This is a genomic window from Streptomyces sp. MB09-01, assembly GCF_033794505.1.
In the GTDB taxonomy this organism is placed as follows: Bacteria; Actinomycetota; Actinomycetes; order Streptomycetales; family Streptomycetaceae; genus Streptomyces.
This window is the reverse complement of the sequence record NZ_JARAYQ010000095.1, coordinates 13,453-28,561: the sequence shown is the minus strand read 5'-3', so window position 1 is coordinate 28,561 and position 15,109 is coordinate 13,453. Positions and strand designations below refer to the sequence as shown.

Sequence of the window (15,109 nt, the reverse complement as noted above, 5' to 3'; positions counted from 1 at the left end):
TGTGGAATTGTGTAAAAGAAACAGGTTTTAAGTGGTTCACGGCGTTTGCGTCCGGTCGACGTCCTCCTGTGCTTGGGCTTCCTCGGGCACTGAGGATTGTCGGACCTTCGGCGACTGCTCGCCCGGCCGTTCTGACCTGCGGATACGCCCGTCCCGAGGGGCCGGGCGTATCCGCAGGTCAGACCGGACGGGCAAGGGGTCGCCGAAGGTCCGACAACCCTCATGTCCCGAGGAAGCCCAAGCACAGGAGGACTTCGACCGGACCCAGGCGCCGGGAACTGCTTGAAGCGCTGGGGATCTTCCAGAGGGCTACGCCCGATCAGTTGTGGAAGCTGACCCGTCCGGACAACAAGCACGACAAGCTCGTACGGGACAACCTCCTGGATCTGGAGGACCACCACCTGGTGAGGATCGAAACGGTCCGGGACGACCAGCGGCAGGTGTGGGTGCTGACGAAGCGAGGCCACGGCGAAGCGAAGAAGCTGCTGGAGCCGAAGGGCATACGAGTGTCGGTGCTGCGCGAGGAGAAGTACGACCCGGTGACCGGGAAGCTGCTCGGCACCAGTTACGACGACCACGCCGCGGCGGTCACCTCGACGGCCGCCGAGCTCCACCGCGCCGGGATCGGCCACCGGCTCGGGTTCCAGACGGAGATCGGGCACCGGCTGGGCAACAGCTTCGTGCAGCGGGCGGACCTGGTGGTGCGGGCGCCGGCGGCCGGGGTGCCGGTGCTGCTGCTGGAGATCGACCGCCGTACCGAGGACGCCCACGAGCTGGTGCAAAAGCTGCGCCGGTACTGGGAGTGGGGCCGGCTGCTGCTCCAGGGTGCGGACAAGCACACCGTGGACCTGGTCCGCTCCCGGCCGGACGCGATCGAGCACGTCGACCACGAGGAACGGCTGTGGCGCCGGGTCTACCCGCCGACCGGCCGGGAGGGCCTGCCTCCGGTGGCCTTCGTGTTCGCGGACACCACGGAGACGAAGGTCGCCAACACGGTCGCCGTGCTGGAGGAGGCCGGCCGACGCTACTGGGCGCCGCGCCGCTACGACACCTACCGCCGGGGGATCACCGCGCGGGACTACGGCCAGGCGGTGCCCGTTCTCGTGACCACCCTGGAGCAGCTCCAGGACCACGGCGCCGACGCGCCGGTGTGGCGGCGGCTGGGACGGACCGGCGAGCAGACGCTGACGGCCGCGCTCGACAACCCCGACGGCGACGCCCTCTACCGCGACCAGGCCGCCCGCGCCGACGAGCGGGCGGCACAACGCCGGGCCGAGGAGCGGGAGGCGCAGCGGCCGGTGTGCAGGCGGTGCGGGCAGAAGTTCACTGATGAGCGCTGGGAGGAGATCACCGCGCGCGGTGGCGCGTGGACGGCCGGGGACCTGACCGTGTGCGGCACCTGCCACGCCGACGACGTCGCCCGCGAACAGGCCGCCCGCCTCCCGGCTGCTGTACCGCCGCCCTCGGAGGGCGACCGGGAGCCGGCCAGGCCCGGCCGCGGCTTCCTCCGCCGCCGCGGCTGACCGCGACGCACGCTGGGCAAGCCCGAGGGGAGCCTGGGCAAGCCACCCCGCGCACAGGCTTGCCCACCACCGGAGCGGGCGGCGGCGTCATCGGTCACCGTCAGTCCTGGCTCCCCGGCGAGGCTGCTACTGGTTGGTGACCGATGAGCGGTCACCGGCCCGGCGGGAGTTGCACGGACCGGTCACGGCGCTGAACGTGCCGTTTGACCGATCGCGGGAGTCGGATCGGTCACGGGCAGCCCGCTGACCGGTCATCGTCCCCTGCTGGGCAAGCCCCCGGTGCGGACGGTGCGGAGGGCTTGCCCAGCGTCCGGGCCGCAGGACGGGACGCCTTCCAAGGCCGTGGCGTCACCGTCTGGGACGCGGCGGCCCGGAGCCGGCCGACGCCCCCGCACCGGCCGTATGACGAAGTCATGAGACGACACCATCACGACAACGCCAGGCTTGTGCCGACCCTCCCGGGAGACATGTGGCACGCCCTCGCCTCCCTCCATGGAGCCCACGTTGATCCCGTCGGCCACCTTCTACCCCTCGACCGCCCCGACGCGTTCCTCTCTCTCACCCGGCCCGGCGACATCGGCTTCACCGCGCGAGTGGAGCTGTCCGGAGGGGAGACGGTGGGCCACCTCCACAAACTGATCACCACCCTCACCCGCGGCATCACCTACGAACTGGGCGCTGCCACGCCCGGGACCGCACTGGAGATCCTGGTCGGCAAGCGCCACCAGCTCGCCCTCCACGCCGGCCACATCGACGGCCTCACCCGGCTCCTGCGCAATGCCGTCGACACCATCGACGCGCACAGCACCTCCGGGGATGGACTGTGCTTCCACTGCTACGGCTCCGGGCGTGCGCATCCCCTGTGGGAGGTGGAGGCCGAGGAGCCTGAAAGCCTGGGCAAGCCTTAGGCGACCCTGGGCAAGCCCTTCGTGCAGGGCTTGCCCAGGCTCACGGGCCGTCTCGTCCCGGGCGCAGGACGTCGGCGTAGATCCGGGCCCGGACCCCGGGCTCGCCGGGATCTCGGCGTACGGGGGCGATGCCTGATGTGGCCCAGCGCTCTTCCAGCGCGGCCATGACGGCCCGGACGGTGTCCTCGTCCCCGCCGGTGATGTCCAGGACCACCAGGCCGGGCTCCGCGATGTGCTGCTCGTCGATCGGCTTCATGAGCTCTGCGACGGCGTTGGGACCGGACCGGTTCGCGGGCGGCCCCGGGTCCACTCGCACGAGGGACCCCGACCGCGGGTGTCGCATGGTCGCAAGTTCTGTCGGGGTGCGGCCCCCGTCGCGGCCCTGATGGCCTGGCGCAACGCGTGCAACGCGCTGTTGCGCGAGCGCGGTGCACCGCTGACCCAGGAGCGCAGCTCAGGGGCGGTAGGGCGGCTTAGCTCCTCTGCCGTGGGCCACAACCACTCGATGAGGTAGAGCGTTAGTCCGGCATGAAGATCCTTGCGCGGCGTATCGCCGCATCCGCTGTCCTTGCTGGTGCCGTACTCGGGACGTTGGCGCTGCCTGCTCAGGCCGCCGACACCGGGGCCGACACCGGGATCTCCGTGTCGGGGGACCGTAAGGACGAGGTGTTCCCCACCGACATCGACGGCTACAACGACTCCTACTACGAGTACAAGAAGGGCTGCACCAGCGACTGCGAGGCCAGCTTTATTCGACACTCGGTCCACAACTTGGTCTAGCCCGAACCTCAGAACCACCCCCCAGGCTGACCGGGGGCAGCCGAGTGCCCCTGACCCAGGTGCCGTACGAGAGCTTGACACCTGCCCCATACAGCTCAGGACTGCCGTTCGTCGAACGGTCACCGCAACCGTTCGACGAACGTCCCCATATAGCTTGGCCGGTGTCGTCCTGTCTCTGACCTGGCCTTTTAGGTTCAGAAAACAGGTACTGAGAGGGCCACCATCTGCAGCGTTACGGTCGTGTCCCCGGCGGTTCAAGATCGTTGAGGTGGCGTGAGCAACACCAGCGTCTGGTCACCACGGCCACCGCCGGGCCCGCCTCGCCGCCCGGCGTGAGGCGGCGGCGGAGTAGCTGCCGTACGGCCTGGTCCTCGATGGTGAGGTCCTGGTGTGGGACCCGGAGGTGACTGCGACGGACGGCGGGTGGCCAGGCTCTCGCGTCGATGTCGGCCTGCTGGCACTGCCCGATGGCTCGGCCGTGGCTGGCGAGCCATGCGAGGAAGGCACCGGATTGGGTGACTGTTTGGAGTGGTTGGTCTGGGAGCGTCCCCAGACAGTGAGGAGAGGGTGCTCCTTGCGCTGGCTTGGGCCTGCGTCCGGGCTCCCGGCCGCGCGGAGCAGGCTAAGGACGCTCGGCCGCGTCAAAGCCTGGGCGACGGGGTACCGCGGGAGTCACTTTGTCGGTCGGGTCGGGTGAGCCGCAGTGCAGCCTCTGCGTGTCGGGTGGTAACCGCCTCGTCCACGGCCATCTCCCTCCAGAGGGATTTCGGGTACCGGTAGCGGAGGCTGACTGCGTGGAAGTTCCATTGGCTTTTCATCATCGCGTCGAGGCCGCCGAGGTAGCGCAGCAGGGCGCAGGCCCTGTGCTCGTCTCGTGGGCGCAGATCCTCGGCGAGGCAGGCGACGTGCGAGGAGAGGGTGACGAACTCCTGGATCATGTCGGCGACGATGTAGCCGCTGGCCGTGATCGCGTCGAGCAGGCCGGTCCCTGGGCGGTTCAGGGCAAGGACGGTGATGAGGTTGTTACTGGACCCGAGGTCGATGACTTCCTTTTCGAAGGACACGACATCGTTTCCGAGAGACGGGATGGCCGCCGTCAGGAACAGGAGACGGTCGAGCGCGGAGACAAGGTTGTCGGGATCGCGGTAGAGGTCGCTGAGGTAGGTGTCGAGGCCGAACTCCAGCAACGAGGTCATGTAGACCATGCCGGAAGTCAGGATCCGCTGCTGGATGTATCCGAACATCGATGGCACGACCCCCGTTGCGGGGATCCCGAGATCTTGGTGCGTGAGCTGCACTTGATCGCGAAAGCGACTGAGGAAGCAGGCGAACCAGGGCTGTGGGGAGTCGGCGCGCATCTCGCGCAGGAGGTGCCTGACCGCCCCTTCCTGGACACCCTCGCGGCTGGGCACGGCGTCGAGGTTGTCACACATGGCCACGACGGCCGCGGACAGCTGGGGCTCGCCCTGCGCATGCACGCCAGCCAAGTCTCTTCCCTGGGTGTCGTTGAGATACCAGTCGAGCGAGACGACCTTGCTTTGCTGCGTCAGCGCCGCCCTGCTCGCCGTGGGATACACCCAGCTGCACGCTCGGACGATGTGGGGCGTCGTGCTCAGCCACAGTCCGCTCGCGCGCATCCAGGACTCGACCTCGGCCGCCACCGAGTGCTCGGCTGGGTGCGGCTTGATGTCCGCACTGGCCTCACCGAACCGGAACCCGACGGGGCTGAGCAGGTCGTCCAAGGACAGCAGCCCGGGGCCGTGCGACTCAATGAGCGCTGCATATTCGCCTTGCACCCGCCGCAGGCGTTCGACATCGGCCGGCGTGCACGCACGAGGGATGTCGGTCAGCAGTTCCATGAACGCGTTGCGGTAAGGCCATGATCCTGTGAGAGTCGACATGTCTCGCTCTTCCTGTGCTGCGCGGTGGAGGATATTCCGAATACCAGAGGTCACAGCTCAGTCACGCCAGCTGCCACTTTTCCGCTCGGCGAGCAGCCCGTAGGGCGCACAGTCCGGCGCCAGCCGCCTCGCACGGCGCACGACCTGGCGTGGGGTCGGTGCCTCCACCACTTCCGGTGGATTGCCGACGCTGCTCTGAGCAGTCTCGGCGGACGGCAATCAACGTGCAGGTGCGTGGCTTCTTCTGCCCAGTGCCCGGCTGTGCGGCCAAGACCTTCGCCGAGCCGATATCGGGGCTGACCGGGCGGCGGTGCGATCTACGAGCTCGCCGCGTCGAGCAAGCGCTGGCCCCGGGTGACGGGATCGCCGAGAACCGCCGTCAATTCCGAAAACCTGGAAGACGCGGTCGTGGCTGCCCCGGGAGTGCGAGTGCAGACGATGGTTACTGGTTGGCACACTCCGAACTCCTCTTGGCGCCGGTCTTACCCAGAGTGAGCAGCATCGTACTGTATGCGCCGGCATGATCAGCCTGGCCTGCGACCGGGCCCGGGCCACTGGGGGGCGCACGGGATCGAAGGGGAACTCGGAGATGTCCGCACTTCCATGGGCTCTAGCATGGGTGGCTTGTGCTCCGATCCAACGGGCACTCTGTCAAGGAAACGGGGCTGCTGGACCCCTGCGCCGCCATCGCATGGATAGCTGTTCATCCAGGAGGTCGCGTGGGCGCTCAGTCGCTGGGTAACGCCTCGCTGGACCCGACGGGTATTCAACACGCGGCCGACGAACGCCTCTTCGAATTCGTATAGCGCAAGTCCTGGGCCGCTGCCAAGGACGACCTGCCTGCTTGAGGCCCTTGAGGTACTGCGCGACTTCATCTGTGCGGCTGGGCCGGGGGTGGGGATGGCGTCGGTGTGAGGCGGCAGGAGTATGCGCCAGGCCGGCAGCACACGCTCGCGCGGTATTTGACTGAGGGCGGGATCGCCCACCGGCCGGGGCCGTGACTGAGGTTCAACGGCATCGTTTTCCAGATCAGTTGCGCTTCATCGAAGCCGGTGGCACGGCATCGACGGCAACCGCAGCCAGATCTGCTTGTCCTCATCTTCTGGCTTTGCGGGACGCCCGGTTTGCGTGGTGCCTTTTCCCTTTGGACCGGCCGGGTCGGGCCGGCCAGTCTTCCGGAGGTTACGATCCCGCTCCCGACGGACTCCCCAGCCACGACGTCCGACGACGTTTGGGTGCACTCGCTGGATCCAGTCCCCCTTACCGCGGACGCACCAGTCTCCTTCGAGTCACTCCTCGCCTCGCTGGACCGCTTCCACACCACCCCAGTCTCGGTAGCCCGTTACGACACCGACGTCCAGGCGGCGGCGGCGTTGCTGCGCACACCACCCGAGCATGTCGTCAAGCTCACCGAGCACGGCCTGCCTTTCCGCGTGGACGCCAAGCGGGGTCTCCTCTTCGAGCGGGCCGACCTCATGAACGTCGGGCTCATGTCCGCGAGCGAGCGCACCACCTTGGAGATGGCCCTGCGTTTCGCTCTGGCATTCTCCACCGGCCCCTCCAGTGAATGGCTCGATCCCAGGGACTGGCTGGTGACCGTGCGCCTCCCGGAGGGAGAACCGGGTCGCTATCGGCTGCGGGTACCGGATTTCGACGCCCCGGGCGTGAGCGTGCTGCCCTCCACAGGACTGGACCTGCCACCACAAGGCGCTCAGTTCGACGCCCGCGGCCACCAGGCGGCGCTGCGTATCACCGGCGCGCACGGCCAGGTCCGTGACCGGCGGGCCTGTGACATCTTCCGCGAGATGCTGGCTGATCTTCATGCCCGCACCGTTGTCTATCAATGCGTCGCCGAGCCGCTGCGCATGAATCACCACCAGGCGTGGGAGCAGGGGACGGCCGACTGCATCGTCGTCAGCCGCGTCATCACCGACCGGCTGCGCGCCGCAGGGCTGAGGGCGCGGGCGCGGCGTGGCTACCTACTGGGTGTGGTCGGCGGCGAGCACGCCTGGAGTGAGGTGTTCGAGGACGGATGCTGGAAACCCATTGATGTCGGCCTTGCGTTCATCCCCCGGCGTTTCCCCGGCGGACAGGACTTCCCCGACACCCGCGACTTTATTGCAGCCTGCTTCGGAAGCCGTCTCAACCGCCTGCTGCCCTGCACCGGCAAGGACGCGGAGTCCCTGGTCCATGACACTGTCGACCGGGAGCCGCGGGCCATGTTCGGGCTGGTCAGCGCAACGCCTTGGAAGGCGCGATGACGCCCGTAGCCGCACATCTCGCCCAGGCCCGCGATCTGCTGCGCGGGTGTTTGCGCCCACCGTCGATGTCCGACCTGATCAGCGACACCGACCTCCTGGCCTACGCAGGAGTCGACTCGCTGGCGACGATCCAGCTCATCGCTCGCTGCGAGGCCGTTCTGGACCGGCCGCTCACCCCGCACGAGGCAGGCGGCCTGGACTCCATCACCGCCGTGGCCGAACTCCTCGCCACTTCTCCAGCTGCCGGCACCGGCACCAGCACCGAGGGCACCTCCGAGCGGGGACGTGCCTGACGATGTGGCTGCAACAGGTACTGGATCAACACCGCTCCAGCGCGCCCGATGCGATCGCACTGCGGGACGTACGCCGCACTGTCACCTGGAGCCGCCTGCACCGCGACGCCCACGCGCTGGCCCACACCATCGCAGCGCACACCACACCCGGTGACCGAGTGATCATGCTCAGCACCAACTGCGTGGAAATCCTGGCGACAGTGTTCGCCTGTGCCCTCAGCGCCACCATCGCGGTTCCGCTCAATCCCGCGCTCACCGACCGCGAGCTCAGTGCCATCCTCCAGCAGGTCACCCCGAGCTACGCCCTCGTCGACACCAGCGGACTCCCACGCCTGGAACACCTGCGCCCAGCTCTGCCGCTCCTGGCCATCAACAGCGTGGCAGACCTACCGGACCCCCCTGCCCCCGCCACCGCCGTCGGCACTCTCGGGGGTGCTGGTCTCACCGATCCTGTGATGATCCTGCACACCTCCGCCACCACCGGCTCCCCCAAAGGCGTGGTCTGCGACCAGAACTACTTCCGCCACCAGGCGTTCTCATGGCAGGCCGAGATCGGCCAGGCCCAGAGGGACACCTACCTGCACACCAGCCCGCTGTGTCACGGCAGTATCACCATCGCCCTCGACTATCTCTGCGCCGGCGCCCCCGTCACCGTCCTCGACCAGTTCACCCCCCAAAGCTTCCTGACAGCTGTCGAGCAATGGCAGGTACGACACACCTTCCTCGTCCCGACCATGCTGCGACTGCTGCTGGACTGCCGGCAGCTGTCCGAGAGTGACCTCACCAGCCTGCGCCTGGTCACACACGGGGGCGCGCCCTGCCCGCCCGAACTCGCCCACGCGGCCGCAGAGGCTCTCGGCAGCGGCATGCGCACCATCTTCGGGATCACTGAAGGGGGCGGACCCGTCATCTCCCTGGCCCCGGACGACAAGCCCGAGGCGCCCGCCGTCGCCGGCGCGACCTGCGCGGGCCGGCCCATGCCGGGAGTGACGGCCCGCATCACCACCACAGACGGCCGCCCCGCACACCCCTACCAGGCCGGCATCCTCCACCTCAAGAGTGCCGGCCTGATGCGCAGCTACTGGAACAACCCCCAGGCCACCACCCAGACCATCGTCGACGGTTGGCTGAACACAGGCGACTTCGGCTACCAGGACGCCGACGGCCGCATCTGGATCCTCAACCGGCGCAGCGACCTCATCCTGCGCGGCGGCCAGAACGTGTACCCCGCCGAAATCGAGCACGTCCTGCGCACCCTGGAATGGGTCACCGAAGCCGCCGTCGTTCCTGCCCCTTGCGACACCTCCGGCCAGACCCCGGTCGCCTTCATCCAGCCCACCGCCACCGACGACTTCGACGAACGCGAGCTCATCGCCCACTGCATCCGCAACCTCGCCGGCTACAAACGCCCCACCCGGTTCATCCCGATCCGGACACTGCCCCGCAACACTGTGGGCAAGCTGCTGCGTCGCCCCCTGGAGCAGCACGCGGCAGACCTCGCCTGCAGCAACGAGCCCGGGAGACGACCCGCATAGGAGGCAAGACCGGAGACAAATCCGCTCGCTCAGGGGGCCAGACATAGACCGACTGGACGGTGTTGCTGCTGACGTCGAAGCAACGCGCGCTACCGGACTCGGGTTCGTGCGGTGAGCACCGGACAGCTCGCCCTTGGAAGGAGAATCGGATGCAAGAGGTCGACACCCCCAGCACCGTGAAGGGCGTGCCGCTGGCGCCGGGCGATATCCCGCTGCTGGGGCATGGTCCCCGTCTCCTGCGCGACCCCCTCGACTGGCTCCAGGAGTGCGGGCGGGCGGAGCCCGTGCTCAGGCTGCGTCTGGGTCCGCGCCCCGCCTACCTGGTGTGCTGTCGGGAGCTGGTTCACGACATGCTCGTCGGGCGGGTCAACTCGTTCGACAAGGGCGGCTCGCTTCTGGACCGGGCCCGGGACCTGTTGGGCAACGGCCTGGTGACCGCCGGACACACCGACCACCGCCGCCAGCGGCGGCTGATGCAGCCAGCTTTCACCCCCGCGCGCACCGATTCTTACGATGAAGTGATCCGCGAGGAGAGCGCCGCTTTGACTCGACGCTGGCGGGCAGGCCAGGAAATCGACGTCCTGCCCGAACTGACCTCGGTCACTGCGAAGATTCTGGGCCGGACTCTGCTCCCCACCATCGATGACCGCGACGCCGACCATCTCAGCGACTGTTTCCAGATCCTGCTGGCCGGTTCCTTCATGCGCGCCGCGATGCCGTTCACCTGGATCCACCGACTTCCGACCCCCGCCAACCGCCGCTACAACCGTGCATGGGCTGGCGCCTGGGCGGTGGCCGATCAGGCCGTGGCCAAAGCCCGCGCCCAGTCAACATCCAGCGGCCTGCTGCACGCGCTGATCACCGCCGGCGAGGCGGACCCGGAGGGCGCCTTCAGCGACGAGGAACTGCGCGACCAGGTCACCACGCTCTTCATCGCCGGCACCGAGACCACCGCAGGAACCTTGGCCTGGCTCTTCCACCTGCTGACGCTGCACCCGTACGTGACCAAGCGGCTCCACAGGGAACTCGACGAGGTCCTCGGCGGCAGGCTAGCAGGCCCCGACACCTTTCCCCGTCTGCCGTACACCCGGGCCGTCCTGCTGGAAACGATGCGCGTGTACCCGGTGGTCGCCCTCCTGACCAGGGCCAGCTCCACCGACGTCGACCTGGGCGGACACCTTTTCCCCACGGGAACCGACTTCTTCTTCAGCGCTTACCTGCTCCACCACGACCCCACCGTCTTCCCCGACCCTGACCGCTTCGACCCCGACCGCTGGACCTCCCCGGCCGGCCCCGCCGTACGCCGCGCCTTCATCCCTTTCGGCGCAGGCAAAAGGAAGTGCATCGGAGACTCCCTCGCCCTCACCCAAGCCACTGTCATCCTCAGCGCGATCGCCTCCCGATGGCACCTGACCCCGGCACCGGGCAGCCACGTCCGCCCCCGACTCCGCGGCACCCTCACCCCCGCAGGGCTGCGCCTGGTCACCCAAGCCCGCCACTCGCCCCGCGCCGGCTGCGGTACCCCCTCACAAGAAGGATGACGCCGCTCGCACCGGATCTGTCAATCAATGAGGCGGCGGGCGATCGGATCGGGTTGATGGGTCGCCTGCCGGTCAAGGCTATCGGCGCGAGCGCGCAGCTGCTGGGCGTGGAGGTCCGTGCGGACGGTGTTGCCGCAGCCGACGACGCAGCGGTCCAGGGCCCGACGGCCACGGCCGACTGCCACGACTCCTCGCCGAAGCCCAGCCCCGGCAGGGAGGGCGCCCCTGGGCGCACCACCGACGACACCGCACCGCGGCGCGCAGCGGCCGCTGGCAGGCAAGGCCGAGCACCTCCTCGACAACCGCCTCCGCTGCGCGCATCATCGTCCGGCAGGACGCTCTCATGCTGTCGGGGTGCGGCCCCCGTCGCGGCCCTGGTGGCCAGGGCCGCACCCCGTACCTCCGAACGTACTCCGCGGCGGCCAGGTATCCGCCCGGCGGGGGGAAGCACGGGCCGATGCTACGCCTACAACAAGAAGTTGACCGCGCAGCGGATGCGCTTCGCGAGGTCGGAGGCCGTGTAGGGGGCGCTCGGCTGCAGCTCGGACAGGCTGTCGACCAGGTTGTACTGGATGCGGCGCTGGTGGGCGCCGATGCCCTGGAAGATCAACGGCACCATCTTGAGCATGTGGATGTCGGTGCTGCCAGGTGTGGTGAGCCAGCCGTTCGGGATTGGGAAGAAGCGGTCGAAGGCTTCGAGGGCCGTGGGGATCTCCTCGGCCGGGATGCCGGAGTACTCCGCCATCCACTCGAACTCCTCGCCCGTCCTGTCGTTGAGGTAGAAACCGCCCCATCCCCACAGGAACTGCTGCCAGAAGGTCGCGTACCGCGCGAAGTTCGGCTGCTCTCGCAGCCATGCAATGCCGTCGTGGAACGTGCCCGGCAGGACGTGGTAGGTCAGCCCCTGGAAGAAGAAGGACTTCCCGTCCTGCGACATGCGGAACTCAGGCGGGCCGTCGGGATGCGCCAGTGCGTAGTCCACGGCGGCCTTGAGGATGGCGAGCCGGGCCCGGTGCTCCAGGTACATGCACGCCTGGAGCTCGGGGTGACTGCCGTGCCAGAGCATCGCCTGGTAGCTCGTGCTGTCACTCGCGGCCGTGTGCGGATCGAAGCCCTTCCCATCGATCTCGCGCGCGTAGCCCAGAGTCAGTTTGGGGTGCTCCCCGTACGCCTCGTAGAGCAGCGCCAGCGACTCCTCCGGGGCCCTGGCGAAGAAGGTGCCGTTGTTGATCTGACGGTGGTACGTCTTCGCGGCCTTGGCGCCTTCGTGCCCGGCGCGCTCCTGCTGGTGGATGAGCTTGACGAACTTGCGCTCGACTCCGTACGAGTGCCGCCACAGACTGATGAGCCGCGGCTCCGGAAAGGAGCCGAACCCCTTCTCCGTGAACAGCTGCCGAGCGGTTGCGAAGTCGTCGAAGCACACCACGTCCAGGCCCAGGGGCTTCATCTTCCGCAGAGCGGACTCCCGGTCATCCCACTGGGTCATGAAGAAGGCCCCGTGCTCCAGACCCAGGTACTGCATCCACCCCACGACCTTGAACAGGTCGGTGAAGCCCCACTTCCCGCTTTTGACCTCGATCAGTCGCCTCACGGCCTGCTCAGGCCCGTAGTCGGTCGAGAAGATGTCGAGTTCGAGGATGTCGGCCGGGTCCCTCTCGATGATCTGCTTCTCCACGAAATGACCGGACGCCTGGAACAGCGCGGCGATGTAGTCCTCGAGCTCTTCGCCCTTCGGGCTCTCCGGCAGAGTCACGACCTTGTTGCCCATCAGCAACCCCCTTTGTGCCGGGCGACCCTATCCGCGCAACGCAGTCACCAGCCACGCCTTTCCGAAGATCCCGACGGCAACGACAGGCCCGGGAGGGTTGCACCGGAAGGGGGCTGCAGAGGTGTCTGGAGGGGTGCACTAGGCGGGGGACCGCAGGTGTGACCGGAGGTGGGACCCCCCGAAGCTGGTGATCTTCCATTCGTGCAGGTCAGGTGCGGTGGGCAAGCCCCTTCCGGAAAACGACACCTCTTTCCACGCGATAGCCGGGGGAAGAGGTCTGGTCTGTGTCCGGGGGCCGGCTGAACGGATCCCGTGGCCCCTCGTCGTGGAACGGGCGCGGCAGATCGCCCTGCTACCCAGAGCGGTCTGGTGACTGGTTGTGGCGTCCATGTGGTGCTGTGTGTCGGCGGGAATGCCGGGTCGGCGAAACGGTTCACTACAGTGCCGCTGCCGAGAGGAACCCGCTCATGAGCACCCCCACTCAACGCACCGCAGTCGCGACCTGGGCCCCATCCCAGTCCGGACCGTGCGTGCGCTGTCATCTTCTCTGCACCGACAGCGAGATCGAGGCCGTCATCGAAGCGCCGGCCGAAGGCCTCATCACGTTCCGACAAGTCCTCACCCAGGTGCTCGGCTACGGACGTGCGGACGCCGTAGCCACGCGTGTAGGCATCTGATCGGCCTCTCCTTGAGGCTCGGAAGCGCCCTGCCCAACGAGCCAGAGATGATGCAGTTGACACCCCAGCATCTCGCGGCTGGCCGGCCGCGCAGCCACACACTTGACCTTCACCACCCGCCTGCGCTTTCTATTTGTATCGCCAGCCACACGAGCGGTGCCGCTGCCAGAACGATCAGCACCAGACAGCACGGTACCTGGGACGGCCCCTTGAGTGGCTCGGCTGCTACCTGCGGGGCCACTCGGCGCACGTCGTCGGCGTGATACCATATCTTGCCGGCATAGCCCGTAGTGGTCATCCAGCTCTCCGTATGGGTCCGCACCCCATGGGCCAGCGCATTCACATACACCGAGCCAGTACCGACGCCCGGCCACAAGGCGCTCACCTGGCGCTCCGTCAGCCAGCCGTCCCCCTCGTCCGTCATATTCCGCCCTTCCCCCAGCAGCCGGTGACACGACATCATGAACTGTCCCATAGCCAGGCGTAGTTCGCCCCCCATCGTTCCCCGGGGTTCCGACGCGGCGATCCGCTTCCTGGGCCCCGAACGCCTGGCGCGAGCGGGTGTGGCCCCTCGTCATCGAGAACGGGCGGTCAGGGTCTGACCGCCGCCCTACCCCGAATCACGGCGCCGGGGCGTGAGCACCGTCAGTGCAGTCAACAGGCCGAACATGCTGTCGATATGGGGTCGGTGGGAACCCGCTTTGCCAGGATTGCCGCGCCCGGCTCCTGGAGTCACAGCAGAAGCCGGCCCACCCCGGAGCCTGACGTCGCGGGGCCTTCTGGCCGCATCCGGCGCGCCGGACCGCGCCCGGCCGGTGACGCTGGGGGACCAGGCCCGGAGCGGCGGTGAAGGAGGCCAACCCCGAGTGGTCCTGACCCCTCCCTTCGAGCCGATGCTCGCCCAGGCCGCCGAGTCCGTCCCCGGACCCGGTGTCCTGGCGGGCGGCCTGGCCTTGGAGCAGAAGTTCGACGGCCACCGCACCATCCTCTTTACCCCCGCTGGCACCGGCGGCCGGGTGCTGATCCAGACCCGTCGTGGCTCCCTGGTCCAGGACCGCTTCCCCGACCTGGTCGCCGCCGCCGCGCAGCTACCCGACGGCCTCGTCCTCGATGGCGAACTCGTCGTCTGGGACACCGCAGCCGGACGCCTGTCCTTCGAAGCGCTCCAGCGCCGGGCCGCCGCCCGCGGCCGCACCGCCGCCGCACTGGCCGCGAAGACCCCGGCCTTCTTCATCGCCTTCGACGTCCTCCAGCAAGACGGCACCGAACTCCTCACCCGGCCCTACCGTGAGCGCCGGCGCATCCTCGAGGACCTCTTCGACACCCGGCAGCTGAGCGCGCCGTGGACCTTGTGCCCGATGACCACCGACCTCGCCAAGGCGAGGGAGTGGCTGGAGACGTGGACCGACGTCTCCGGGGTGGAGGGGATCCTGGTGAAGGGAATGAACCAGAGATACCTCCCCGGATCGCGAGCCTGGTACAAGATCAGACGCCGCGACACCACCGAGGCCATCATCGGTGCGATCACCGGCACCCTCGCCCGGCCCCAGCTCCTCGTCCTTGGCCGCCACGACCACCACGGCCGCCTCCGCGCCGTTGGCCGGACGGTACCGCTGCGCCCGGACGCGGCCCAGCAGGTTGCCGAGCACCTCACCGCAGCGGGCCCGGAGCATCCGTGGACCGGGGTGAAGTTCTCCTCGGCGTGGGGGAGCCGCGAGGCCCTCGATGCGGTCCTTGTTCGGCCTGACCTCGTAGCGGAGATCAGCGCCGACGTCGCGATCGACCGCGGGGGCGTTTACCGGCACCCAGTGCGGCACGTGCGCCTGCGCCTGGACGTGAGCGTCGAGGACGTTCCTCGGTTCGGCGGGGGCTCAGCCGCAGCCACTGGCTGAGCAGAAATGCCTGTCCTGGGCTGGCGCTGC

Annotated in this window: 13 protein-coding genes; 9 read left to right on the top strand and 4 right to left on the bottom strand. The window is 68.4% G+C overall.

Annotated elements, in window-relative coordinates; all coding sequences use genetic code 11:
- Nucleotides 1–323 precede the first annotated feature (323 nt).
- Together PV721_RS20700 and PV721_RS20695 are read left to right on the top strand one after the other, a co-directional pair.
- Nucleotides 324–1,523: a hypothetical protein gene (locus PV721_RS20700; protein WP_319726567.1), complete on the top strand. Its 1,200-nt coding sequence runs from the start codon at nucleotides 324–326 to the stop codon at nucleotides 1,521–1,523.
- Nucleotides 1,524–1,936: 413 nt separating this feature from the next.
- On the top strand, nucleotides 1,937–2,431 hold the full coding sequence (locus PV721_RS20695; RefSeq protein WP_319726565.1) for a hypothetical protein: 495 nt from the start codon (nucleotides 1,937–1,939) through the stop codon (nucleotides 2,429–2,431).
- A gap of 40 nt (nucleotides 2,432–2,471) precedes the next feature.
- Here PV721_RS20695 and PV721_RS20690 read toward each other — a convergent pair whose 3' ends face one another.
- Nucleotides 2,472–2,687 carry a DUF6207 family protein gene (locus PV721_RS20690; RefSeq protein ID WP_319726564.1) on the bottom strand — a complete coding sequence of 72 codons (216 nt, stop codon included), beginning with the start codon at nucleotides 2,685–2,687 and terminating at the stop codon, nucleotides 2,472–2,474.
- 335 nt (nucleotides 2,688–3,022) lie between these two features.
- Between PV721_RS20690 and PV721_RS20685 the strand changes: the two genes are divergently transcribed.
- Complete coding sequence (locus tag PV721_RS20685) at nucleotides 3,023–3,211, top strand: hypothetical protein (RefSeq protein WP_319726561.1); 189 nt, start codon at nucleotides 3,023–3,025, stop codon at nucleotides 3,209–3,211.
- Nucleotides 3,212–3,852: 641 nt separating this feature from the next.
- Here PV721_RS20685 and PV721_RS20680 read toward each other — a convergent pair.
- Nucleotides 3,853–5,070: a terpene synthase family protein gene (locus PV721_RS20680; protein ID WP_319726560.1), complete on the bottom strand. Its 1,218-nt coding sequence runs from the start codon at nucleotides 5,068–5,070 to the stop codon at nucleotides 3,853–3,855.
- 1,277 nt (nucleotides 5,071–6,347) lie between these two features.
- Here PV721_RS20680 and PV721_RS20675 point away from each other — a divergent pair.
- The 4 genes from PV721_RS20675 (at nucleotide 6,348) to PV721_RS20660 (ending at nucleotide 10,742) form a co-directional block, all read left to right on the top strand.
- On the top strand, nucleotides 6,348–7,373 hold the full coding sequence (locus PV721_RS20675; RefSeq protein WP_319726559.1) for a transglutaminase domain-containing protein: 1,026 nt from the start codon (nucleotides 6,348–6,350) through the stop codon (nucleotides 7,371–7,373).
- Nucleotides 7,370–7,666, top strand: a complete 297-nt coding sequence (locus PV721_RS20670; RefSeq protein WP_319726557.1) for a phosphopantetheine-binding protein — start codon at nucleotides 7,370–7,372, stop codon at nucleotides 7,664–7,666. The genes PV721_RS20675 and PV721_RS20670 overlap by 4 nt, the downstream gene beginning before the upstream one ends.
- 2 nt (nucleotides 7,667–7,668) lie before the next feature.
- Nucleotides 7,669–9,201, top strand: coding sequence for a class I adenylate-forming enzyme family protein (locus PV721_RS20665; protein ID WP_319726555.1), 1,533 nt, complete (start codon nucleotides 7,669–7,671; stop codon nucleotides 9,199–9,201).
- A 149-nt stretch (nucleotides 9,202–9,350) separates the two neighbouring features.
- The gene (locus PV721_RS20660) at nucleotides 9,351–10,742 is read left to right on the top strand and encodes a cytochrome P450 (RefSeq protein ID WP_319726553.1); all 1,392 of its coding nucleotides are present in this window, start codon (nucleotides 9,351–9,353) and stop codon (nucleotides 10,740–10,742) included.
- 466 nt (nucleotides 10,743–11,208) lie between these two features.
- Here PV721_RS20660 and PV721_RS20655 read toward each other — a convergent pair whose 3' ends face one another.
- Complete coding sequence (locus PV721_RS20655; protein WP_319726550.1) at nucleotides 11,209–12,510, bottom strand: hypothetical protein; 1,302 nt, start codon at nucleotides 12,508–12,510, stop codon at nucleotides 11,209–11,211.
- A gap of 467 nt (nucleotides 12,511–12,977) precedes the next feature.
- Here PV721_RS20655 and PV721_RS20650 point away from each other — a divergent pair, with 467 nt between their 5' ends.
- A complete protein-coding gene (locus PV721_RS20650; protein WP_319726549.1) occupies nucleotides 12,978–13,187 on the top strand; it encodes a hypothetical protein in 210 nt (69 codons plus the stop codon).
- A 109-nt stretch (nucleotides 13,188–13,296) separates the two neighbouring features.
- Here PV721_RS20650 and PV721_RS20645 read toward each other — a convergent pair whose 3' ends face one another.
- Nucleotides 13,297–13,662 carry a hypothetical protein gene (locus PV721_RS20645; RefSeq protein ID WP_319726546.1) on the bottom strand — a complete coding sequence of 122 codons (366 nt, stop codon included), beginning with the start codon at nucleotides 13,660–13,662 and terminating at the stop codon, nucleotides 13,297–13,299.
- Between the two features lie 391 nt (nucleotides 13,663–14,053).
- On the opposite strand from PV721_RS20645, the gene PV721_RS20640 reads away from it, so the two are divergent.
- Nucleotides 14,054–15,079 (top strand): ATP-dependent DNA ligase, encoded by a 1,026-nt coding sequence (locus PV721_RS20640; protein WP_319726543.1) that lies wholly within the window; start codon nucleotides 14,054–14,056, stop codon nucleotides 15,077–15,079.
- Nucleotides 15,080–15,109: the final 30 nt, after the last annotated feature.

Coding starts and splice junctions, on each gene's coding strand:
- PV721_RS20665 (WP_319726555.1), top strand. CDS start 7,669: ATGTGGCTGCAACAGGTACTGGATCAACACCGCTCCAGCGCGCCCGAT.
- PV721_RS20670 (WP_319726557.1), top strand. CDS start 7,370: ATGACGCCCGTAGCCGCACATCTCGCCCAGGCCCGCGATCTGCTGCGC.
- PV721_RS20680 (WP_319726560.1), bottom strand. CDS start 5,070: ATGGAACTGCTGACCGACATCCCTCGTGCGTGCACGCCGGCCGATGTC.
- PV721_RS20645 (WP_319726546.1), bottom strand. CDS start 13,662: ATGGGACAGTTCATGATGTCGTGTCACCGGCTGCTGGGGGAAGGGCGG.
- PV721_RS20690 (WP_319726564.1), bottom strand. CDS start 2,687: ATGAAGCCGATCGACGAGCAGCACATCGCGGAGCCCGGCCTGGTGGTC.
- PV721_RS20695 (WP_319726565.1), top strand. CDS start 1,937: ATGAGACGACACCATCACGACAACGCCAGGCTTGTGCCGACCCTCCCG.
- PV721_RS20660 (WP_319726553.1), top strand. CDS start 9,351: ATGCAAGAGGTCGACACCCCCAGCACCGTGAAGGGCGTGCCGCTGGCG.
- PV721_RS20655 (WP_319726550.1), bottom strand. CDS start 12,510: ATGGGCAACAAGGTCGTGACTCTGCCGGAGAGCCCGAAGGGCGAAGAG.
- PV721_RS20650 (WP_319726549.1), top strand. CDS start 12,978: ATGAGCACCCCCACTCAACGCACCGCAGTCGCGACCTGGGCCCCATCC.